A 20,938-nucleotide genomic window follows, 5' to 3' on the forward strand; every position below is an offset into this window, starting at 1 on the left:
CATGGGCAAACTCGAAGGCAAATCCGCACTCGTCACCGGCGCCGGCCGGGGCATCGGCCGGCAGATCGCGCTGAAGCTCGCGGCCGAGGGCGCGCGGGTGGTCGTCAACGACCTGGACAAGGAGCCCTGCGAGGAGACCGTCGCGGCGATCGGTGGGGCGGCGGTGGCCCATCCCGGCAGCGTCACCGCCGACGGGTTCGCGCAGGGATTCGTCGCCACCGCGGTCGAGCACTTCGGCGGGATCGACATCATCGTCAACAACGCCGGCTACACCTGGGACAACGTCGTCCAGAAGATGACCGACGAGCAGTGGCACGCGGTCGTCGACCTGCACCTCAAGGCTCCGTTCGACCTTCTCCGCGCGGCCCAGCCGGTGATCAGCGCCGCCGCCAAGCGGGAGAAGGCCGAAGGCCGGGTCGTCCACCGGAAGGTCGTCAACGTCTCCTCGGTCGCCGGCGTGTTCGGCAACGCGGGTCAGGCCAACTACTCCTCGGCCAAGGCCGGGGTGGTCGGGCTGACCAAGACCATGGCCAAGGAGTGGGGCCGCTACCACGTCAACGTGAACTGCGTCGCGTTCGGCTTCATCCGCACCCGGCTGACCGAGGCCGCCGCCGACGGCGACGCGACGATCAACGTCGAGGGCCGCGAGATCAAGGTCGGGGTGAACCCCGCGGTCCTCGACGCGCTCCGGGCGGCGATCCCGCTCGGCCGCCCGGGCACCCCGGAGGAAGCCGCCGGGTCGGTCGCCCTGCTCACCTACCCCGAAGCCGACTACATCAGCGGTCAGCTGATCGTCGTCGGCGGCGGATACGAGGGCTGAGCCGTGCAGCTGACGCGCGCACTCCACAACGCGGCCCAGCGGGACCCGGGCGGCACCTCGACCATCTACCGCGACCGCCGACGGACGTTCGGCGAGACGCTCGACCGGGTGTCCCGGCTGGCCGGCGCGCTCCGGGCGCTGGGCGTCGCCTCTGGTGACCGGGTCGGGATCTACGCCTTCAACAGCGACCGGTACCACGAACTGCTGTTCGCGGTGCCCTGGGCCGGCGCGGTCGTCAACCCGGTCAACGTGCGGTGGAGCCGGCCCGAAGTGGACTACTCCCTGCGGGACTGCGACACCGACGTGGTGTTCGTCGACGAGCACTTCGTGGGCGACCTGCCCGTGCGTACGGTCGTCTTCTGCGGCGAGGGCCCGGCGCCGGACGGTCTGCTCTCTTACGAGGAACTGATCGCGAGCGACCCGGTCGACGACGCCCGCCGCGGTGGTGACGACCTCTACGGCGTCTTCTACACCGGTGGCACGACCGGCGACCCGAAGGGCGTGATGCTCTCGCACCGGGCCTGCCTGGTCTCGGCGATGGGCAGCCTGGTGACCACCGACATCCTCGGGCGGGGCGGGGTCTTGCTGCACGCCGCCCCGATGTTCCACCTCGCCGACATCGCCGCCTGGAACATGGGCAACCTGACCGGCGCGACCCATGTCATCGTGCCGTCGTTCACGCCGGCGGGCGCGCTCGAGGCGATCGAGAAGCACGCGGTCACCGACGCGCTGCTGGTGCCGACGATGATCCAGATGCTGGTCGAGGCGGCCGACGGCGCGGATCTCTCGAGCCTGGAGCACGTGATGTACGGCGCCTCCCCGATCTCCGAGACGGTGCTGGCCAAAGCCCGTGCGACGCTGCCCAACGCGTCGTTCACCCAGGCCTACGGCATGACCGAGCTCGCGCCGGTCGCGACGCTGCTCACCGCGGCCGAACACGACGACCCGACGCTCACCGGTTCGTGCGGGCGTCCGGCCGCCCACAACGAGGTGCGGATCGTCGGCCCGGACGACGTCGAGGTGCCGCGGGGTGAGGTCGGGGAAATCGTCGTGCGGGGTGACCACATGATGACCGGCTACTGGAACAAGCCCGCGGAGACCGACGCGGCCCTCCGTGGCGGGTGGATGCACACCGGCGACGCCGGCCGGATGGACGAGCGCGGCTACGTCTACGTCGTCGACCGGATCAAGGACGTGATCATCACCGGTGGCGAGAACGTCTACTCGGTCGAGGTCGAGAACGCGCTGGCCAAGCACCCGGCCGTGGCCCAGGTCGCGGTCGTGGGCCGTCCCGACGACCGGTGGGGTGAACGGGTGCACGCGGTGATCGTCGCCCGGGAGGCGGTGACGCTGGAGGACCTCCAGGTTTTCGCCCGGGGACTGATCGCCGGCTACAAGCTGCCGCGCAGCGTCGAGATCGTCGACGCGCTGCCGATGTCGGGCGCGGGCAAGGTCTTGAAACGCGAGCTGCGAAAGGCGGCCCAGCAGGTCGGCCCGGTGGACTCGTCCGGGTTACTCGAACAGGATCGCCTCGACCAGCACCTCGACGTTGGCCGGGAACGCACGGTCGAGTGAGACCCGCCGGTTCCGGTAGAGGTCGGCGATCAGCAGGATGCTCATCTGCACCCGCAGCCGGGCCTGGCGGGGCGGGATGTCGGGGCGGGCGAGGTTGAGCAGCGCGACCCACTCGGCGACGTATTCGCGCTGGCTGTTGAGGGCGTCCTCGGTGACCGTGAGCTCGGCGGTCGGGTCCTCGAACACCATCGACCAGCTCCGGGCGATCCGTGCGTACGAGCGGACGACGGCGACGAGCGCCTCGTGGGGCGTCCGGGCGTCTTCGAGCGCGTGGTCCAGCCCGAACCACAGCGCGTGGCGGCCCCGGTCGTACACGGCCCGGAGCAGGTCGGCCTTGCTGTCGAAGTAGCTGTAGAGGTTCTGGCCGGTGACGTCGGCGGCCGCACCGACGCTCGTCATCGACGTCTCTTCGTAGCCGTGGAGGCCGAACTGTTCGAGCGCGGCCTGGAGCAGGCGTTCCCGCCGCGAGACCGGCGCGAACGTCGCCGGGCGGGGCTGCTGCGGCCGGCCGGTCGGTTCCAGCGGCGCGTCGACCATGGCCCGGATCGCCGCGGTCACCGCAGGCACCCGGCTGGCGGCCGGCGCGTGGATCGCCCGCCGGCCCAGGCAGGAGAACGCGGACTGGAACGCCCACACGAGCAACTCCTGCTGCCCGGCGTCCAGATCGGGACGGCGGGACGCGACGGCGGGCCGGACGGAGTGCACCCACGCCGTCATCCGGCGGTTCAGCTCGGCCCGCCGAGCGGCGGGCAGGTACCGGATCTCGTGGATCCACAGGTCGGAGAGGTTGGGGTGGTCGCCGACCCTCGTGATCGCTTCCGCGACCGCGCGGTCGAAGTCGGTCTCAGTGACCGGGTGCGACAGCCACTCGAAGCTGTCGTCGACGACGTGTTCGAGCAGCACGGCCTTGTTGTCGAAGTGGCGGTAGAGCGCGCCCGCGGTGATGCCGAGGCGCTCGGCCAGCAGCGCCATCGAGACGTTCGGATACCCGCGCTCGACGAACAGGCCCCGGGCCGCCACCAGGATCTGCTGCTTCCGGTCGCGAGGACGGCGACGGGGCACCGCGGGGGATTCCGGGACCGACGTCACGAGAAACACCCTAAGGGCTTGAGAAAGTTTGTGGAACGAACTAAGTTGGTTCGTGACACAAACAAATCTTTCGGAGGACGTCATGGAGATCCAGGCCGCGGTGGTCCGCTCGTTCGACCGTCCGCCCCGTTTCGAGCCGTTCGAGCTGCCGGCCCTGACCGACGAGGACCAGGTGGTGGTCGACGTACTGGCCGTCGGCCTGCACCCCCGCGTCCGGACCGGCGCGTCCGGCCGCCACTACACGAGCGCCGGCCGGCTGCCGCTGGTGCCCGGCGTCGACGGCGTCGGCCGCCTCCCCGGCGGGCAACTTGTGTACTTCGTCGCCGAGGACGACGTGATCGGTTCGATGGGCACCAAGACCGTCATCGACGCACGCCGCACGGTTCCGCTGCCCGACGACGCCGACATCGTCAAGATCGCCGCCGCGATGAACCCGGCGATGTCTTCCTGGGTCGCGCTGCGCCGGCGGGTCCCGATCCGGCCGGGCCAGTCCCTGCTGATCCTCGGCGCCACCGGCAACGCCGGTCAGATGGCGATCCAGGTCGCCAAGCGGCTCGGCGCGGGCCGGGTGGTCGGCGCCGGTCGCGACCGGGCCCGGCTGGAGACGCTGCCGTCTATCGGCGCCGACGCGACCGTCGCGCTCACCGACGACCGCGAGGCCACGGCGGCCGCGCTCGCCAAGGCGGCGTCCGACGTCGACCTGGTGATCGACTACCTCTGGGGACGCCCGGCGAGCGACGCGATCGTGGCGCTGCTGACGGCGCGCGGCGACCGGAGCCGGGAGCTGAACTGGATCGAGATCGGTTCGATGGCCGGTCCGACGATCGAGCTGCCGTCGCAGGCGCTGCGGTCGGCCAACTTCCGGCTGCAGGGCAACGGGCAGGGTGCGGTCTCGACGCGTCAGTACCTGGCCGAGCTGCCGTCGCTGGTGCAGGAGATCAACGACGGCGGCCTCACGGTCGCGGCCCGGGCGCTGCCGATGGCCGACGTCGAGTCGGTCTGGGAGCTGCCGGAGGAGCCCGGCACCCGGACCGTACTCATTCCCTGACCGCGTTCCGGGTCAGAAGGCCGATGCGCGGGTCGACGCCGTGGCGCAGGGCGTCGGCCAGCGCGATCTGGAGGGCCGATCGGGCGAGCTGCCGCTGCTCGGCCGGCGACAGCCCACCGGTCATCACCTCGACCTGGGCCGCGAAGCGCTCGACCATCGCGTCGATCAGTTCGCGGCCCCGCGCGGTGATCACGACCCGGAACGAGCGGCGGTCGTCCTCGCTGGCCACCCGGGTCAGCAGGCTCCGGCGCTCGGCCCGGTCGACCAGGCCGGAGACCGAGGACTTGTCCAGCCCGAGGTGCCGGGCGAGCTCGAGCATCTTCGGCTCCCGGTCGCGCAGCACGCCGAGCATCCGGACCTGCACCAGCGACAGGTCGTACTCGGTCGCGATCTCGGTCATCGCGCCCTGGACGGCGAACGACAACTGCGCGAGCGCGTCCACCAGGTCTTCGTTCATGCGTCCAGCTTAGGCGAAGATGTTTGCCTCACGAACTAATTCGGGAACGACACTTCGATTCGTAGCCCGTCGTGCCCGGTCGACGTGGCCGCGATCACCCCGTCGTGGGCGCGGATGATCGAGCGGGCGATCGAGAGGCCCAGCCCCACGCCGCCGCTGTGGTCGATCCGGGTCCCGGCGAGACGGCGAAACGGCTCGAACAGCCCGGGGACGGCGTCCACCGGCACGTCGTCGCCGGTGTTCGTCACGACCAGCGCGGGAGCGTCGCCGACCCGGACGTCGACCGTGCCGCCGGGCCGGTTGTACCTGATCGCGTTCTGCACCAGGTTCGTGACCAGCCGCTCCAGCAGGACCTGTTCGCCCATGACCACCCGCGGGTGCAGCGTGCTGGTGATCGTCAGCCCGGCGTCGTCGGCGCGGGCCCGGTGGGCCTCCAGCGCCTCGGCGGTGATCTCGTCGAGGCGCAACGGCGTGCGCGACAGCAGGCCGCGGTCGCTCTCGCTGAGCACCAGCAGGCCCTCGATCAGCCGCTCGTTGCGCTCGTTCGTCGTCAGCAGCTGCCGGGTCAGCAGCGCGAGCTGGTCTTCGGTGAGGGCCCCGGCCATGCTGACCTCGATCAGCGTCCGCTGGACCGCGAGCGGGGTACGCAGCTCGTGGGACGCGTCCGCGGCGAACCGCCGCTGGGCGTCGTAACCGACGGCCATCCGGTCGGTCATCTCGTCGATCGCGCGGCTGAGTACGGCCAGCTCGTCGCGGCCCGGCCCGGGCCGGAGACGGTACCCGAGGTTCTGCGGCCCGACGTGCGCGATCACCGGCACGAGATCGCGGATCGGCCGCAGGCACCACCGCGCGGCCGCCCAGCACCCGGCCAGGAACACCAGCAGCACGAGCGTCGTGACGAACCCGGACGAGATGCTGGGCCGCTGGTAGAGCTGCTGGCAGACGAACGAGGCGTCGGAGTCCGGCGCCCGCAGCGGCGGCCGGGCGCACCAGTCCGGTCCGAGCACGGTCCAGAGCTCGAGAATCCGGCCGGCCAGCCACGGGGCGGACTGCGCGACGACGAGAACGGCCGCGCACAGGGCGAGCACCCGCCGGGCGGGCTTCACGTCCCGAGCCGGTAGCCGACGCGCGGCAGGGTCCGGATCGGCGAGGGGTCGCCCAGCTTGCGGCGCAACGTCATGACCGTGGTGCGGACCGTGTTCGTGAACGGGTCGGTGTGCTCGTCCCAGGCCTGTTCGAGCAGGTCTTCGGTGCTCACCACCCGGCCGCCGGCGCGCATCAGCACGTGCAGGACCGCGTACTCCTTCGGGGAGAGCGAGAGCGGCAGCCCGTCGCGGGCGGCAGTGTGCCTGGCGACGTCCAGCACGAGGCCGTCCTGTTCCAGGATCGGGGGCAGCGCCGTCGTCGAGCGGCGGGAGAGCGCCTGCAACCGGGCGACGAGTTCGGCGAACGCGAACGGCTTGGTCAGGTAGTCGTCGGCGCCGAGACCGAGTCCCTCGACCCGCTGGCGGATGCCCGCGGCCGCGGTCAGCAGCAGCACCCGGGTGCCGGTGTCCGAGCCGGCGATCCAGCGGCACACCTCGTCACCGGTGCGGCCGGGCATGTCCCGGTCGAGGACGGCGACGTCGTAGCGGTTGACCCCGAGCCGCTCCAGCGCGCTCTCGCCGTCGTAGACCACGTCGACGGCCATCGACAACCGGCGCAGCCCCTCCGCGACCGTGTCGGCCAGCACCTGCTCGTCGTCCGCCACCAGCACACGCACCGCGGTTCGTCCTTCCGGGGGGAGAGATCGTCGTCAGGCTGGCACAGCGCTCGTCAAGGATCCGTCAAGACGTCGCTCACCGTCCTCGGACGGCAGGATTCGCAGCATAAGTCCCTATGTTGCTCCGATGGCTCGTCGACGTCCTGCTGGTGGGAGCGGCGACCGTCGCCCCGGTGGGCGTCCGCCCGGCTGCCGCGATCGCCTACGGCGAGGACGCCGACTACTCGTTCGCGGTCCTGCTGACGATGACCGGTCTGCCCACCGCCGACCAGGGCACCCGTGACAGCTCCTGCTCCGGCGCGCTGATCGCGCCCCGCTGGGTGATCACCGCCGGTCACTGTTTCCGCGACGCCCGCGGACGCAAGGTGAGCCGGCCGGTGGCGGCCCGGACCGTCGCGACGATCGGCCGGGCCGACCTGAGCGCCCGGACCGGCTGGGAGCGGGAGGTCGTCGCCGTGCGTCAGGCCGAGAACGCCGACGTGGCCCTGGCCGAGCTCAGCGACGACGTCCCGGGTCTCACGCCGCTGGAGGTCGGCCGCAGTGCCCCGGTGGCCGGCGAGACGGTCCGGCTGGTCGGCTACGGCCTGACGATCCGCGGCGGCTACTACTCACCGGCGGCCCGGCTGCAGACCGGGGAGTTCGTTCACGGCGGCGGGTGGTGCCGGTCTCGTGCTGCTGGTCGTGGCCCTCGCCGGGTTCCGGCGGATCCGGGTCCGCCGCCGCTGATCTTCTTTCAGGTTTCCATCAGGAAACGACTGTCAACCTGCGGGCGTGATCATCCGTTTCCGCCGCGCTCTGCTGCTTCTCGCCGCGATCGCCCTCGCCGTTCTCGCCTGCCGGCACCTCAGTGCGCTCGGCGCCGACTGGTCGGTCGCGGTCCACCGCCTGGCCGGGCTCGGCTGGGGGCGACTGCTCCTCCTCGGCGCGGTCTGGATGCTCGGGCTCTGGGTGCACACGCTGGTGCTCACCGCCTCGCTGCCCGGCCTGACCCACCGGCGCGCGCTGACGCTGAACCTCTCCGGTAGCGCGGTCTCGAACGTGCTGCCGCTGGGCGGTGTCGCCGGCACCGCGATGAACCTCGGAATGGTGCGCGGCTGGGGGCACTCCGGCCGGGACTTCGCCCGGTTCACGATCGTCTCCAAGGTCAGCGACGTCGCGAGCAAGCTGCTGCTGCCGTTCGTCGCGACCTGCGCGCTGCTCGCGCTCAACCGGCTGCAGCCCGGCCCGCGGGCCGGCGTCTGGCTGGGCCTCTCGGCCGCGGCCGCCGTCGTCGGGATGCTGCTGGTCGCAGCCCTGTTCGGCCGCGCCCGCCCGTTGCTGCGGGTAGTGGCGCTCGCCGAACGCCTGACCCCCCGCAAGCGTGGCCCGGCCGCCCCCCGGGGCTGGACCGCGCACGCCGAAGCCGTGCTGGCCGGGACCGACGAGCTCGTCCGGCACCGGTGGGCGGCGCTGACCGGGGGCATGAGCGGTTACCTGCTCTTCCAGGGCCTGCTGCTCTGGTTGTCGCTGGACGCGGTCGGCGTCCACACCGCGCCGCCGGTCGTGTTCGGCGGGCTCGTCGTCGAGCGCGCGCTGACCCTGGTCGCGCTCACGCCCGGCGGCGCCGGGCTGGTCGAGGCCGGGACGGTCGCCGCGCTCGCGGTGCTCGGCGTCGATCCGACCGGCGCGCTGGCCGGCGTGCTGCTCTACCGGGCCTTCATCTTCCTCGCCGAGATCCCCGTCGGTGGCGTCGCCACCGCGCTCTGGGCGATCGGCCGCCGCGTCCGCCCCGCCTGACGAACCACGGAGCTCCCCCCATGCGCATCGCCCACGTCACCGACGTCTACCTGCCCCGCCTCGGCGGCGTCGAACTGCAGGTCCACGACCTGGCCTCCCGCCAGCGAAGTATCGGCCACGAGCCGATCGTCGTCACGACCACACCCGCGCCGAGCCTGACCGAGGCCGACGGGCTCGCCCGGCAGTTCGCGCACGTACCGGTGGTACGGCTCGGTGACGGCGCGCTCGCCGCCGGCCCGTACCGCGGGGTGTCGCACCGCGAGCTCGCGCACGTCCTCGACGGGTTCGGCATCGACGCCGTGCACGTCCACCTCTCGACGTTCTCGCCGCTCTCGTGGTCCGCGGCGCGCCTCTCGGTCCGGACCGGACGGCCCACCGTGGTCTCGGTGCACTCGATGTGGAACGACGTGCTCCCGCTCGTCCGTGGTTACGCCCGGTGGCACGGCGCCCGCACCTGGCCGGTGACCTGGGCCGCCGTCAGCACCGCGGCCGCGGCCGCGGTCCAGGAGGCCCTTGATGGTGCACCGGTGTCCGTTCTTCCCAACGGCATCGATCCGGACGCCTGGCGGCGACCGTCCGCCCGTCGTTCCGGCGACGTCCCGACGCTCGTGAGCGTGTCGCGGATGGTCCGGCGCAAGCGTCCGCGGGCGCTGCTGCACACGCTGCTCGAACTCCGGGCGGCACGCCGGTTCCGGGCCGTGCTGGTGGGCGACGGGCCGCTGGTGCCCGCGCTGCGCCGGGACGTCGCCGCGGCCGGGGCCGGGGCCGACATCACGCTGACCGGCGCCCTGGACCGCCCGGCCATCCGTGACTTGCTCGCCGGGGCCGACCTGTACCTCGCCCCGGCGCTCCGGGAGTCGTTCGGGATCGCCGCGCTGGAGGCGCGCAGCGCGGGGCTGCCGGTGCTGGCCCGGTCCGGCAGTGGGGTCGGCGACTTCGTCGCGCACGGCGTGGAGGGCTGGCTCGCCGGTTCGGAGGACGAGTTCCGGGCGGCCATCGCGGGCCTGCTCGCCGATCCGGCCCGGCTGCGGGCCGCGGCCGCTCACAACCGGGCCGTCCCGCCCCGGATCGCCTGGGGCTCGGTGCTGGCCGCCGCCGACCAGCTCTACGACCGCGCCGCCGCCCCCCGGCGCGCCGGAAGCCCGCAGGCCCAGGGTCCGAGCGGTCAGGGTCCGCGTGGGCAGGGTCCGCGCGGCCGGGACCCGCGTACCCCGCTGGCCGGGGCCGGCCGGTGAGGCGGCCGCGGACGATCGTCGCGTTCCATGCCCACCCGGACGACGAAGCGCTGCTCACCGGCGGCACGCTCGCCCGGGCCACGGCCGGTGGGCACCGGGTCGTGCTCGTCGTCGCCACCTCCGGCGAAGCCGGCCTGGCCGCCCCGACCGCCGGACCGGCCACCAATGGCGCCGGACCGGCCGTCAACGGCGCGGGACCGGCTACCGCAGGCGCGGGAACTGCCACCAACGACGCCGGACCGGCTACTGACGGCACGAGGCCGGCCGCCGGCGGCGGAGGGTTGGGCGACCGGAGGCAGCGCGAGCTCCTGGCCGCAGCCGCCGCGCTCGGCTGCGCCCGCGTCGAGACCCTGGGCTACGCCGACTCCGGCCTGCACGGCGACGCGCCGGGCGCCCGCCGGTTCTGCGACGTGCCGGTCGACACCGCGGCCGCCCGCCTGGCCGCGCTGCTCCTCGACGAGCGCGCCGACGTGCTGCTCAGCTACGACGCCCGCGGCGGCTACGGGCACCCCGACCACGTGCAGGTCCACCGGGTCGGCGCGCGCGCCGGTGAGCTGGCGGGCGTACGGGTGCTCGAGGCCACGATCGACCGGGACACGCTCCGCCCGCTCTTGCGCCTGCTCCGGTTCGCCGGGCGCCTGCTGCCGACGTTGCCGCTGGGCGGCGTCCAGACCGTGTTCACCGAACGGGCCGAGATCACCCACGTGATCGACGTCCGCGCCTACCTCGGCCCGAAGCGCGCGGCGCTGGCCGCACACGCGAGCCAGACCGAGGGCGGCCTGCGGACGGTGGGCGCGCTCCTGCGCCTGCCGTCCCGGGCGTTCGCGGTCGTCGCCGGCCGGGAGTGGTTCGTCGAACGCGGACGCACGCCGCAACCGGCGCCGCTGACCGACCTGTTCGCGGGTACCTGATCAGCCCCGCACGGGCCGGCCGGGGAGCGCGTCCGGCCGCAGGACGCCGTCGGTGACGACGGGTTCGCCGTTGACCAGGACGTGGACGAAACCGGTCGAGGGACTGACCGAGTGCTGGTAGGTCGCGGTGTCGGTGACCCGCGCGGGATCGAACACCACGACGTCGGCGTCGAAACCCGGCCGGAGCCGCCCCTTGCGCGAGAGGGCCGGGACGATCAGGGCCGGTTCGATCGTGCACCGGGCGATCACGTCGGCGAGCGGCAGGACGCCGCTCGCGAGCCGCAGCGAGCGTGCGAACGTGCCCGCGCTGCGCGGGTGGGTCCGGACGAAGGCCGGCGGCGGCCACTGCAGCGGGTCGTAGGCGTGGCCGTCCTCGACGATGAACGGGATCGCGTCGGACGCGATGACCGCGTGCGGCAGCGCGGCGATCCGGGCCAGGCGGTCCGGCGACGCGGCCTCGTCGAACATCGTGAGGAACGCCGGCCCGGACGGGTCCGCGGCGCGCAGCGCGAGCAGGCGCTCCGCGGACGCGACCGTCTCGCCGGTGCGGGCGTAGATCACGTCCCGGGGCGTTCCGGTGGCGCCGAGCAGGTGCAGCCGGTCGGGGTGGAAGAAGTCGGCCCCGATCGAGCTCATCCCCGAGCCGTACGGATAGACCTCGCTGGTCACCCGCGCACCCTCGGCGCGGACCGCCTCGACCAGGGAGTGGACCCGGTCCAGGTGGCGTGTCGACGTCGAGTTGATGTGGCAGTAGTGCATGTGCGCGCCGGTCTCCCCGGCCGCCCGGGTGAGTTCTTCGGCGCCGTCGACGACGACGTGCGGATCCTGCTCGACGAGGGGCCGCGCGTGCGTGAACGTCGGGACGTTCGCCGCCGCCGCGAGCCGGGCGACCTCGGTGTACTCGGCCGGATCGGTCGCCGCGGCGTAGCCGAGCAGGATGCCGATGCCGAGCGCGCCGTCGTCGAGTTCCCGCTGAAGCAGCCCGAGGACGTCCGCGAGCGGGGCCGGGCCGCGCCAGGCGTCGGATCCGAGATCGTCGAGCGGCCCGTGGCCGGTGTCGGTGAGCGGCCGGCCGCCGGCGACGGCCATCCGGATCCGCGCCCAGGAGGCCGAGAACCCGTAGTTGATCGGACGGCCCTCGGCCGCGGCCCGGCGGTAGGCCGCCGCGACCGGTGCCGCGCCCGCCTCGAGTTCGAGCGCGGTGGTGACGCCGTCCAGGGCCTGGAGACGGCCTTCGGCGATCGCCTGCCCGTGGCTGTGCAGGTCGATGAAGCCCGGTGCGACCACCAGCCCGCGCGCGTCGACCGCCGTCCGGCCGTCGAGGTCCTCTTCGGACACCGCGGCGATCAGGGGACCGGTGATACCCACGTTGCGGACGGCGTCGAGCCCGGTCTCGGGGTCGAGGACGCGGCCGCCGCGCAGGACGACGTCGTAGCTCATCGTCAGCGCAGCGGGTCGACGGCGCGGAGGGCGTCCGGCGTCCGGCCGGTGACGATCTGCTGGGCGATCAGCTTGCCGGTGACCGGGCCGAGCGTCATGCCCCACATGCCGTGGCCACCGGCGACGTAGACGTGCGGGTTGCGCGACCGCCCGATGAGCGGCAGCCCGTCGCTGGTGCACGGGCGCGAGCCGACCCACTCGTCCTGCCGGTCGTCCAGGTTCGCGCCCCGGAGCAGTGGGGCCGCGGCCTTGCGGATCGCGGCGATCCGGCGCGCGTCCCGGGGAGCGTCGACCGGGCGGAACTCCATCATCCCGGCGAGCCGGAGCCGGCCGTCGACCGGCGTGCAGGCCACCCGCTCGGCCGGGAAGTACACCGGCCCCTGCGGCAGGTGCTCGGTCGCGACCGTGAAGCTGTATCCCCGACCGGCCTGGACGAGGCGCTTGACGCCCACCGCACGCGCCAGGTCGGTCAGCCGTGCGCCCGAGGCGATCACCGCCGCGTCGAACTTCTCGCCCGCGATCCGGACGCCGTCGCGGTCGTCGTCGATCGCGTGGACCGGCCGCTGGATCCGGACCTGGACCCCGCGCCGTTCGACGACCTCGCCGAGGCCGCGGACGAACGCCGCCGGGTTCAGGAAGCGCTGGCCGTGGATCCGGATCGCCGCGCCGATCGCGCCCGAGAACGCGGGCTCGGCGGCCTGCGCCTCGTCGCCGCTGAGCAGCTCGTACTCGACCGGCTGGCCGGCCTTCTCGATGTGCCGGAACTCCTCCACCAGCACTTCCCGGGCGTCCTCGTCCCGGTACGCGGCGAGGAACGGGGTGGCCGGCCGGGTCGTGACGCCGAGATCGGGCACGTCCAGTTCCGCGAACGCGTCCAGAGCGCCTTCGTTCAGGGGGACCAGCGACGACATCGCGCGTTCCCACTGGACCTGGGTGCAGTTGCGGGCGAACTGGAGCAGGAAGCGGAACAGCCGCGGGTCGAGCGTCGGCGGGACGTAGACCGGCGAGGACGGGCTCAGCAGCGCCCGGAGGCCGTACTTGAGCACCGAGGGCTCGGGGAGCGGGGTCGCGATCGTCGGTGTCAGCCATCCGGCGTTGCCCCAGCTGGAGCCGGAGGCGACGTCGTCCTGCTCGAAGACGACGGTCTCGACGTCGTGGTTCACGAGGTGCCAGGCCGTGGAAAGGCCGACCATGCCGGCTCCGATCACTGCTACACGCATGTCCTGAGATTAAGGGCGCGTCCGGCCGCGGTATATGTCGGCGGCGACCATTCAAGGGCGCCTGGAGTGTCGGTTCACTACACTCCGGCGCATGCCCAGTGCGGTGGAGGTCCTGGCTGACCTCGGGGAGAACCTGGTGCGGATCGTGGGCGTCGGGGCGCCGGTGGACGTCACCCACGTGCACGTCTACGACGGCGAGGCACGGCCGGCCCCCGGAGCACTGGTCGCCGCGGTGGGTGTGCGGGCGCTGCCGGAGGCGGTACCCGTCGCCGGGGTCGTGTTCAGCGACCCGGGAGCGGACGTTCCCGGTGTCACGGTGGGCACCCTGGAGGGCGGCACCGACTGGGCGACGTTCATCGCGGCCGCGACCTCGGCGTTGCAGGGCCAGCCGCCCGGCGACTCCCTGGACCTGCATCCGCGTCTGTTCGAGCTCGCCGACCAGGTCGCTGACCTCCTCGGCGCCCCGGTGACGATCGAAGACTCCCGGCACCGGGTGGTCGCGTACTCGGCCGGGGAGGGCCCCCACGACGACGCCCGGACGCAGAGCATCATGGGCCGGGCCGTGCCCGCGGAGTTCGTCACCCGGCTGCGTGCGATGGGAGCGTTCCGGCGTCTGCTCGCCAGCGACGAGCCGTTCTTCGTGCCGGCCGCGGCGCCCGACTTCCTCCAGCGGCTGGTCCTCCCGCTCCGGCTGGGCCCGGAGACGCTGGGCTCGATCTGGGCGATCCGGGAGGACGGGCTGACCGAGGAGGTCCGCCGCCGGGTACGGCAGCCGGCCCGGACGATCGCGCTGTGCCTGCTGCGGTTGCGGGCGCACGAGAACAGCGCCGGCCGGTACTCGGTCGAGCAGGTCCGCACGGCGCTCGCCACCGCGGCCGACACCGATCTCGCGCTGCCCGGCGACACGACCCGGGTCGTCGCGCTGAGCCGGTGGGAGGGGACGTCGGCCGCCGACGACATCTCGGTCTGGCGGACGACGTTCCGCCGGCACGCGTGGGCCCACCCGATCCTGGCCGACCTCGACGGCCAGGTGTTCGCGCTGGTCACCGACGGCGCCACGGCGGGCGGCTGGGAGTGGCTGCGCGCGCTGAGCGAGCGGGGCGACCTCGGCGTGGTGGGCGCGAGCCGCCCGGCGTCGACGACCGCGTCGTTGCCGGACCGCAGGGCGGAGGCGTCCGAGGTGTTGCGGGCCGCGGCCGCCGCGGGCTCGAGTGCGGCCTCCTACGAGGAGGTCTGGGCGTCGATCGTGATCCGGCGCGGCAGCCAGGCCGTCGGCACCGGTGCCCGGGACGACCTGCGCGACCTGCCGGACCACCTGGCCGAGACGCTGCTGGCCTGGCTGCTGGCCTGGGGCGACTACGCCCGGACGGCACGGGAACTGCGGATCCATCCGAACACGGTGCGCCAGCGGATGCGCCGGATCCGGGAGGTGCTGGACCTCCTCGACCTGGAGGATCCGGAACAGCGGCTGGCGCTGACGCTCATCCTCGCGCGCTGACCCGCATCGTGGCGGCCCGGCGGTACTGCGTCGGCGAGACCTCGAGGTCGCGGATGAACGCGCGGCGCATGACCTCCGGCGACCCGTATCCGCAGCGGCGCGCGATCCGCGTCACGCCGTCGGCGGTATCGGTCAGCATGCGCTGCGCCGCTTCCAGGCGGATCAGGTCGACGTACCGGCCCGGGGTGACGCCGACCTGCTCGGTGAACGCCCGGGCGAAGTGCCGGGTGGACAGGCCCGCCCGCTGGGCCATCGCCGGCACCGACAGGTCTTCGGCGAGGTTGTCGACCGCCCAGTCCTGCACTTCCCGGAGCGGATCCGAGCTGGCGACCTGCGCCGAGAGCTGCAGGCTGACCTGCGCCTGGTTGCCCGGACGACGCAGGAACACCACGAGCAGCCGCGCGATCTCGTGCGCGGCCGCGCGTCCGTAGTCCTCCTCGACCAGCGCGATCGCCAGATCGATACCGGCCGTCACCCCGGCCGAGGTGGCGATCGGCCCGTCCTTGACGAAGATCGGGTTCGGGTCGACCGTCACCTTCGGGTACTTGGCCGCCAGGTCGTCGCAGGCCTCCCAGTGCGTCGTGGCCCGGCGGCCGTCGAGCAGCCCGGCCTCGGCCAGCACGTACGCCCCGGTGCAGACCGAGACGACGCGGTTGATGCCGGGCGCCCGGTGGCGTAACCAGCCGGCCAGCCGGTGGCCCGCTTCCTCCGCGCCGGGACCGCCGGGGACGAGCAGGATGTCGGGGTCCCCGACCTCGAGCAGATCGACGTCCGGCACCAGCCGCAGGCCACCGGCGCCCCGGACGCCCCCGCCGCCGAGCGACGCCGTACGCACGACGTAGGGGAGGCCGGGGCCGCCGGTGAAGCGCTCGGCGAGCGCGAACACGTCCATCGGCCCGGCCACGTCCAGGGGCTGGACTCCGTCGAACAGGACGACGAGCACTGATTTCGACGGAGCCACGACGCCTACCCCTCCATGCGTAGTCCCGCCCCTCGCCGGATGAGGGAGCTGACTGTGGTGGTGAGACGGGTGAAGGCCCGATCGGCCGACGGCACGCGAGGTGCGAAGTCGATCCAGCCGTGCACGAGCTCGGGATCGAATTGGATTGTCACCGCAACTCCCGCCTCCAGCAACCGTCGGGCGTAATCCTCGTTCGAGGGCCGCAGCAGGTCGTTCCCGGCGACGACCATCACGGCCGGGGGCAACCCGGTCAGGTCCTTCGCGCGGCCGGGCAGCGCGTACTCGGAGCCCTGGGACCCGTATTGCCGCAGCAGGAACCGCAGGTCCTCGAGCGTGATCCGCGACGTGTCGGCCAGCGCGCGCACGTCCGGACGGTCGACGTCGTCGTCGATACCGGGATAGATGAGCACCTGGGCATCGATGCGGGGACCACGATCGTCGCGGGCCTTCAGCGCGATGCACGCCGCGAGCGTGCCGCCCGCGCTGTCGCCGGCGACCAGGAACGGCAGCTCGGGGTGTAACGCACCGGCCCAGACGGCGGCGTCGTAGGAGTCGTCGAACGGGGCCGGGAACGGGTTCTCCGGAAGCATCCGGTAGTCGACCGAGACCACGACCGCGCCGGTGTCGCGGCACAGGCGCCGGGTGACCAGGTCGCTGGTCTCGATGCCGCCGGTCGTCCAGCCGCCGCCGTGCAGGAAGACGAGGACGGCGGTGGGGGTGCCCGGGCTGTAGATCCGGACCGGGATGTTCCCGGCGCGACCCTGCACGAGGACGTCCACGACGTCGTCGACCGGGATGGGGTCGGCGCCGCGGGTGAAGGCGGCGATCGCCTGCCGGGCGCCCTGGCGGAGCTCGTCGGCGGTGAGGTCCTCGGCGGGTACGGGGGAGGGCGGGCCGAGCTGGTCCAACAGGGCGCGGACGTCGGGATCGATGGTCATGGTGGCTACCTCTTCCGGTAGATACGGGCCCGGCGGAGGTGGTCGACCGCGACCGCGCAAACGAGGATCGCCCCGATCACGATGCTGTTGTACTGCGGAGGGATCCGCGAGAGCACCAGGGCGTTGTCGATGAGGGAGAGCAGGACGGCGCCGACCGCGATGCCCTGGATGCTGCCCAGGCCGCCCATCAGGCTGACACCGCCGATGAGCACCGCGGTGATCGCGATGAGCGTGGTCGAGGTACCGCCCGCGGTGACCTGTCCGGCGCCGACCCGGGCCGAATAGATCATTCCGGCCAGGGCGGCGGTGGCCGCGGCGATCACGTACAGCGCCAGGTCGAGCCGGAACACCTTCAGCCCGTTGCCGACCGCGGCCTGGCGGTTGCCGCCGAGCGCGCGGACGTTGACCCCGAACCGGGTCCGGTCGAGCAGGAACCAGAACACCAGCCCGACGACGACCGCGATGACCACGATGTTCGGTATCCCGGCGATGCTGCCCTGGCCGATCCGCTGGAAACCGGCCGGCAGCGGCAGCACGTCGAAACCGCCGGTGACCAGGTTGTCGAAGCCGGTGAGCATGAAGAACGTGCCGAGCGTGGCGATGATCGGGGGCACGTGCAGGTACGTGATGATCAGGAAGTTCACGACGCCGACCGCGCAGCACGCGGCCATCCCGATCAGCACCGCGACCGGCCAGGGCACGCTGCTCACCATCAGCTTGCAGGTCACCAGTGCCCCGAGCGTGAACACCGCCCCGGCCGAGAAGTCCAGGCCGCCGCCGATGATCAGCAGCGCGGCCCCGCAGGCCATCACGAAGTAGATGACCGTGCTGCGGAGGATCTCGGTCAGGTTGGCGCTGCTCAGGAACAGGTCGGAGCGGGACGCGGCCAGGCCGCCGACGACGACGATGACCAGCAGGAGGCTCGTTTCCTGCCGGACCATGACCTTGGTCAGCAGGCTCTCGCGGTGCGTTTCCCGGGGCGCCGTGAGCGCCGTGGTCGTCATGCGCGGATCGCCCCCGTGATCATGCCGATGACCTCTTCCCGTCCGACGTCGGCGATCCGGCGGGTCCCGACGGTCCGGCCGAGCCGGAGGACGGTGACCCGGTCGGCGTGCGAGAAGACGAAGTCCAGGTCGTGGCTGACCAGGAGAACGGCCTTCCCGGAGGCGCGGAGCTCCTCGATGATGTCGCCGACGTGCGCGGTCTCCTGGACGCCGAGCGCGGCGGTCGGCTCGTCCAGGAGCATGATCGGCCGGTCCATCCGGACCGCCCTGGCGATCGCGACGACCTGGCGCTGACCGCCGGAGAGCAGTCCCACCGGCGTCCGCACGTTGCCGACCCGCACCTTGAGGTCGCCGAGCACCTTGGCGGCCTCGCGCTCCATCCGGCGGCGGTCGAGCACGATCCCGAACTTCCGCGGCAGGTTGCCCAGGGCCATGTTGTGGGCGATGTCGAGGCACTCGACCAGGGCGAGGTCCTGGTAGACGACCGCGATGTCCCGGTTGCCCTCGGCGTCTCCCTCGACCAGCACCTCGCCCTCGTCGGCCCGGTGGATGCCGGTGATGATCTTGATCATCGTGGACTTGCCGGCGCCGTTGTCGCCGACCACCGCGTGCACCTCACCGGGGTAGGCCGCCAGCCCGACGTCCTCGAGGGCCGAGACCGACCCGAAGTACTTCCGGACGTTGCGGAGCTGCAGTACCGGGGTGGCCACTACACCCAGCCCTGGTCGAGCAGGGCCTGCATCTGGTCCTTGCCGACGACCTGGATGCGGACCGGCACGGTGGGCGCGGGCTTCTTCTCGTGGACGTCCATGACCCCGTCGACGAGCTCGGTGCCCAGCGAGCAGACGTTCTGCAGCAGCACCAGGTTCGCGGTGCCCTCCTGCAGCGCCTCGGTGCCGCCGTTGTCGTGGCCACCGGCCAGCAGGAACGTTTTGCCCTTGCGTCCCTGCGACTTGATCGCGGCGACCGCGCCGGGCGTCGTCGTGCCCATGTGCGTCACGATCTCGGTGACGTCGGGGTGGGCGGTGAGCAGCGCGTTCACCTGGGGGAGAGCCTTCGCGGCGTCGTCGCCGGTGTAGACCTCGCCGGCGATCTTGACGTTGCTGGCCGTCGCCGCCGCGGCCTTGACGCCGTCCAGCCAGGACTTGCCGAGCCCGGTGTCGGCGGCCGCGACGAGCCCGAGTACGTGCTGCCCGGGCAACGCGGCGACGGCACTGACCAGCTTCTGCCCGATCTCCGACCAGTCCGGACCGGCGTTGATGTCGGCGTCGCCCGGCGTCCCGTAGAGCGTCCCGGTGACCATCCCGCTGGACTGGGCCTGCTTGAGCACCGGCGCGAACCCGTCGCTGACCGGCATCGTGATGACCGCGCCCTTTTTGTTGGCGATGGCCTGCTGGACCTGCTGGATCATCGCGCTGGCGTCGAGGGCCTGGCCGCTCGGGCCGCTCTCGGTGAACTCGGCGCCGCGCTTGACCGCCTCCTTCTCCATGCAGTCGCCGATCAGTTTCCAGGTCGGGTAGTTGGGCAGCGGGTTGACGAACTGGATCGTCATGGCGCCCGGCTTCCCGGACGTCACCGGGCCGGTGGAGGCGGTGCCGTCGGAGCAGGCGGTCAGGCCGACGAGAACGATCGCGGACGTGGTCAGCGCCGTCAGGGTGGATCTGGCGGTCATGGGGGTTCCTCCTGGAGGGCAACCGCGGTTCGGGCCGTGGTTCGGGCCGGACCGGGCCGGGGTTCGGGCCGGGTTCGGGCCGTGGCGAGGGTGGTGCCGTTGGCCGGCGTGGAGGGGTCGACGGTGATCGATCCCGCCGTGGTCCGGGACTGTAACCACGCCTCGCGGGCCGCCATATCCCCCTGCGGTGATCGTGGCCGAAATCGTGGGGCGTGCGTCCTTGCTGGTCAGGGTCGTGCGTTGTCACGATCGACTCCCTATTGAGCAGAGGAGCCCGTATGCAGGTGGCGATCGTTCTCTATCCCGGCTTCACCGCGCTGGACGTGTTCGGCCCGTACGAGGTGTGGGGCCGGCTCCCCGATACCGAGGTGGTTTTCGTCGCCGAGAACCCGGGTCTGGTCGGCAACGATCTGAAGAGCCTGAGCGTCAACGTCGTCGCGACGCTCGCGGACGTGCCGTCGCCGGACGTGGTCCTCGTGGGCGGTGGCCCGGGCCAGGCCCAGCAGATGGACGACGGCCCGCTGCACGAGTGGCTGCGCACTGTGGACCGGACGACCACCTGGACGGCGTCCGCGTGCACGGGGTCGCTGATCCTGGCCGGCGCCGGGTTACTCGCCGGGCGCCGGGCGACGAGTCACTGGCTCGCGCTCGATCTCCTCCCGCAGTTCGGCGTCACGCCCTCGAAGGAGCGGGTCGTGATCGACGGTCACTACGTCACCGGGGCGGGGGTGTCGGCGGGCATCGACATGGCGTTGACCGTGGGCGGTCTGCTGGCCGGCGACGACGTCGTCCAGACCGTGCAGCTCATCATCGAGTACGCGCCGGAGCCGCCATTCTCCGCGGGTTCGCTCGACACCGCACCGGCCGCGGTCGTCGAGAGCGCACGCCGGAGGCTGTCGGGCCGGTTCTAGGGGGGCCGGTTCTAGGGGGCCGGTGTCGAACGGCCCCATCCGGCGTCGCGCGTGACGTCGGTGAGCAGGGGAAGAACGCGGTGCGGGATCGGCGTCGACACGGTGAACGTCGACGTCGTCTTGCGCACGCCGTCGAGCAGGACGATCGCGGCGGTGAGCCGCTGGAGCTCCTCCAGCGACGCGATCGCGACGTGGACCAGCAGGTCCTCGCGTCCGGCCTGGATCCGGACCTCGAGCACCTCGGGCAGGTCGCGGAGACCGTCGATGATCGTCGGCATCTCGCGCTGGTCGATCTCCAGGCTCACCAGCGCCTGGACCCCCAGACCGATGACCGACAGATCGATGATCGGCTGGAAGCCGACCAGGATGCCTTCCTCCTCCAGCCGGCGCAGCCGGTGCTGCACGGTCGTGCGGCTGACCCCGAGGTCGGACGCGAGCTCGGCCACCCCGGCCCGGGCGTTCGCGATCAGGCGGGACAGCAACTCGACGTCGAGCCGGTCGATCGTTGCCAATGTGCCGACCTCCTCGCCGGGACACGCGGGGCCATCGCATCGATCTGCCTAGTTGGCCCGAAGTTAGTTGACGATTTCGCTGAGCATAACGAAGCTTTGCACGTCAGAC

General features: G+C 72.5%; 19 protein-coding genes and 2 pseudogenes. 9 read left to right on the plus strand and 12 right to left on the minus strand.

Features of this window, described 5'->3' with window-relative positions:
* The first annotated feature begins 1 nt into the window (after position 1).
* Positions 2-820, plus strand: a complete 819-nt coding sequence (locus ACIBZJ_RS37010; protein WP_395938213.1) for an SDR family NAD(P)-dependent oxidoreductase — start codon at positions 2-4, stop codon at positions 818-820.
* Between the two features lie 3 nt (positions 821-823).
* Positions 824-2,296: pseudogene (locus ACIBZJ_RS37015) on the plus strand (long-chain fatty acid--CoA ligase); the annotation flags it as partial.
* 36 nt (positions 2,297-2,332) lie between these two features.
* Here ACIBZJ_RS37015 and ACIBZJ_RS37020 read toward each other — a convergent pair.
* Entirely contained in the window at positions 2,333-3,484 is a 1,152-nt protein-coding gene (locus tag ACIBZJ_RS37020; protein ID WP_395938215.1) for a TetR/AcrR family transcriptional regulator, read from the minus strand.
* 82 nt (positions 3,485-3,566) lie between these two features.
* Between ACIBZJ_RS37020 and ACIBZJ_RS37025 the strand changes: the two genes are divergently transcribed.
* The gene (locus ACIBZJ_RS37025; protein ID WP_395938217.1) at positions 3,567-4,532 is read left to right on the plus strand and encodes a zinc-binding alcohol dehydrogenase family protein; all 966 of its coding nucleotides are present in this window, start codon (positions 3,567-3,569) and stop codon (positions 4,530-4,532) included.
* Here ACIBZJ_RS37025 and ACIBZJ_RS37030 read toward each other — a convergent pair.
* The 3 genes from ACIBZJ_RS37030 to ACIBZJ_RS37040 are packed head-to-tail and all read right to left on the minus strand — an operon-like array spanning position 4,522 to position 6,751.
* On the minus strand, positions 4,522-4,989 hold the full coding sequence (locus tag ACIBZJ_RS37030) for a MarR family winged helix-turn-helix transcriptional regulator (protein WP_395938219.1): 468 nt from the start codon (positions 4,987-4,989) through the stop codon (positions 4,522-4,524). The two genes, ACIBZJ_RS37025 and ACIBZJ_RS37030, sit on opposite strands and share 11 nt — an antisense overlap.
* 35 nt (positions 4,990-5,024) lie before the next feature.
* The gene (locus tag ACIBZJ_RS37035; protein ID WP_395938221.1) at positions 5,025-6,095 is read right to left on the minus strand and encodes a sensor histidine kinase; all 1,071 of its coding nucleotides are present in this window, start codon (positions 6,093-6,095) and stop codon (positions 5,025-5,027) included.
* The gene (locus ACIBZJ_RS37040) at positions 6,092-6,751 is read right to left on the minus strand and encodes a response regulator transcription factor (protein ID WP_395938223.1); all 660 of its coding nucleotides are present in this window, start codon (positions 6,749-6,751) and stop codon (positions 6,092-6,094) included. The genes ACIBZJ_RS37035 and ACIBZJ_RS37040 overlap by 4 nt, the downstream gene beginning before the upstream one ends.
* A 320-nt stretch (positions 6,752-7,071) precedes the next feature.
* On the opposite strand from ACIBZJ_RS37040, the pseudogene ACIBZJ_RS37045 reads away from it, so the two are divergent.
* The 4 genes and pseudogenes from ACIBZJ_RS37045 to ACIBZJ_RS37060 form a co-directional block, all read left to right on the plus strand.
* A pseudogene (locus ACIBZJ_RS37045) lies at positions 7,072-7,329 on the plus strand (trypsin-like peptidase domain-containing protein); the annotation flags it as partial.
* Between the two features lie 193 nt (positions 7,330-7,522).
* On the plus strand, positions 7,523-8,527 hold the full coding sequence (locus ACIBZJ_RS37050) for a YbhN family protein (RefSeq protein WP_395938225.1): 1,005 nt from the start codon (positions 7,523-7,525) through the stop codon (positions 8,525-8,527).
* A gap of 20 nt (positions 8,528-8,547) precedes the next feature.
* A complete protein-coding gene (locus tag ACIBZJ_RS37055) occupies positions 8,548-9,762 on the plus strand; it encodes a glycosyltransferase (RefSeq protein WP_395938227.1) in 1,215 nt (404 codons plus the stop codon).
* On the plus strand, positions 9,759-10,673 hold the full coding sequence (locus ACIBZJ_RS37060; RefSeq protein ID WP_395938229.1) for a PIG-L deacetylase family protein: 915 nt from the start codon (positions 9,759-9,761) through the stop codon (positions 10,671-10,673). Before ACIBZJ_RS37055 ends, ACIBZJ_RS37060 begins: the two co-directional genes overlap by 4 nt.
* Here the strand turns inward: ACIBZJ_RS37060 and ACIBZJ_RS37065 are convergent, their stop codons facing one another.
* A complete protein-coding gene (locus ACIBZJ_RS37065) occupies positions 10,674-12,113 on the minus strand; it encodes an amidohydrolase family protein (protein ID WP_395938231.1) in 1,440 nt (479 codons plus the stop codon).
* Positions 12,114-12,115: 2 nt separating this feature from the next.
* A complete protein-coding gene (locus ACIBZJ_RS37070; RefSeq protein WP_395938233.1) occupies positions 12,116-13,333 on the minus strand; it encodes an NAD(P)/FAD-dependent oxidoreductase in 1,218 nt (405 codons plus the stop codon).
* Positions 13,334-13,424: 91 nt separating this feature from the next.
* Here ACIBZJ_RS37070 and ACIBZJ_RS37075 point away from each other — a divergent pair, with 91 nt between their 5' ends.
* Positions 13,425-14,831 (plus strand): PucR family transcriptional regulator, encoded by a 1,407-nt coding sequence (locus ACIBZJ_RS37075; protein WP_395938235.1) that lies wholly within the window; start codon positions 13,425-13,427, stop codon positions 14,829-14,831.
* Here ACIBZJ_RS37075 and ACIBZJ_RS37080 read toward each other — a convergent pair.
* The 5 genes from ACIBZJ_RS37080 to ACIBZJ_RS37100 are packed head-to-tail and all read right to left on the minus strand — an operon-like array spanning position 14,815 to position 19,406.
* On the minus strand, positions 14,815-15,792 hold the full coding sequence (locus ACIBZJ_RS37080; protein WP_395938237.1) for a GlxA family transcriptional regulator: 978 nt from the start codon (positions 15,790-15,792) through the stop codon (positions 14,815-14,817). The two genes, ACIBZJ_RS37075 and ACIBZJ_RS37080, sit on opposite strands and share 17 nt — an antisense overlap.
* Positions 15,793-15,797: 5 nt before the next feature.
* Positions 15,798-16,730 carry an alpha/beta hydrolase gene (locus ACIBZJ_RS37085; RefSeq protein WP_395938239.1) on the minus strand — a complete coding sequence of 311 codons (933 nt, stop codon included), beginning with the start codon at positions 16,728-16,730 and terminating at the stop codon, positions 15,798-15,800.
* A 5-nt stretch (positions 16,731-16,735) separates the two neighbouring features.
* Positions 16,736-17,734, minus strand: a complete 999-nt coding sequence (locus ACIBZJ_RS37090) for an ABC transporter permease (RefSeq protein WP_395938241.1) — start codon at positions 17,732-17,734, stop codon at positions 16,736-16,738.
* On the minus strand, positions 17,731-18,444 hold the full coding sequence (locus ACIBZJ_RS37095; protein ID WP_395938243.1) for an ATP-binding cassette domain-containing protein: 714 nt from the start codon (positions 18,442-18,444) through the stop codon (positions 17,731-17,733). Before ACIBZJ_RS37095 ends, ACIBZJ_RS37090 begins: the two co-directional genes overlap by 4 nt.
* On the minus strand, positions 18,444-19,406 hold the full coding sequence (locus ACIBZJ_RS37100; protein WP_395938245.1) for a sugar ABC transporter substrate-binding protein: 963 nt from the start codon (positions 19,404-19,406) through the stop codon (positions 18,444-18,446). Before ACIBZJ_RS37100 ends, ACIBZJ_RS37095 begins: the two co-directional genes overlap by 1 nt.
* A gap of 278 nt (positions 19,407-19,684) precedes the next feature.
* On the opposite strand from ACIBZJ_RS37100, the gene ACIBZJ_RS37105 reads away from it, so the two are divergent.
* Positions 19,685-20,317 carry a DJ-1/PfpI family protein gene (locus tag ACIBZJ_RS37105; protein WP_395938247.1) on the plus strand — a complete coding sequence of 211 codons (633 nt, stop codon included), beginning with the start codon at positions 19,685-19,687 and terminating at the stop codon, positions 20,315-20,317.
* Between the two features lie 11 nt (positions 20,318-20,328).
* On the opposite strand, the gene ACIBZJ_RS37110 is transcribed toward ACIBZJ_RS37105, so the two are convergent.
* Complete coding sequence (locus ACIBZJ_RS37110) at positions 20,329-20,829, minus strand: Lrp/AsnC family transcriptional regulator (RefSeq protein ID WP_395938249.1); 501 nt, start codon at positions 20,827-20,829, stop codon at positions 20,329-20,331.
* Between the last annotated feature and the right edge of the window lie 109 nt (positions 20,830-20,938).

Origin of the sequence: Cryptosporangium sp. NPDC051539 (genome assembly GCF_044454545.1) — a bacterium.
Taxonomy (GTDB): domain Bacteria; phylum Actinomycetota; class Actinomycetes; order Mycobacteriales; family Cryptosporangiaceae; genus Cryptosporangium.

What these genes read in the sequence shown, in the direction of transcription:
- ACIBZJ_RS37030 (WP_395938219.1), bottom strand. Translation starts at nt 4,989, where the DNA reads ATGAACGAAGACCTGGTGGACGCGCTCGCGCAGTTGTCGTTCGCCGTC.
- ACIBZJ_RS37085 (WP_395938239.1), bottom strand. Translation starts at nt 16,730, where the DNA reads ATGACCATCGATCCCGACGTCCGCGCCCTGTTGGACCAGCTCGGCCCG.
- ACIBZJ_RS37075 (WP_395938235.1), top strand. Translation starts at nt 13,425, where the DNA reads ATGCCCAGTGCGGTGGAGGTCCTGGCTGACCTCGGGGAGAACCTGGTG.
- ACIBZJ_RS37055 (WP_395938227.1), top strand. Translation starts at nt 8,548, where the DNA reads ATGCGCATCGCCCACGTCACCGACGTCTACCTGCCCCGCCTCGGCGGC.
- ACIBZJ_RS37065 (WP_395938231.1), bottom strand. Translation starts at nt 12,113, where the DNA reads ATGAGCTACGACGTCGTCCTGCGCGGCGGCCGCGTCCTCGACCCCGAG.
- ACIBZJ_RS37025 (WP_395938217.1), top strand. Translation starts at nt 3,567, where the DNA reads ATGGAGATCCAGGCCGCGGTGGTCCGCTCGTTCGACCGTCCGCCCCGT.
- ACIBZJ_RS37090 (WP_395938241.1), bottom strand. Translation starts at nt 17,734, where the DNA reads ATGACGACCACGGCGCTCACGGCGCCCCGGGAAACGCACCGCGAGAGC.
- ACIBZJ_RS37010 (WP_395938213.1), top strand. Translation starts at nt 2, where the DNA reads ATGGGCAAACTCGAAGGCAAATCCGCACTCGTCACCGGCGCCGGCCGG.
- ACIBZJ_RS37070 (WP_395938233.1), bottom strand. Translation starts at nt 13,333, where the DNA reads ATGCGTGTAGCAGTGATCGGAGCCGGCATGGTCGGCCTTTCCACGGCC.
- ACIBZJ_RS37105 (WP_395938247.1), top strand. Translation starts at nt 19,685, where the DNA reads ATGCAGGTGGCGATCGTTCTCTATCCCGGCTTCACCGCGCTGGACGTG.
- ACIBZJ_RS37100 (WP_395938245.1), bottom strand. Translation starts at nt 19,406, where the DNA reads ATGACCGCCAGATCCACCCTGACGGCGCTGACCACGTCCGCGATCGTT.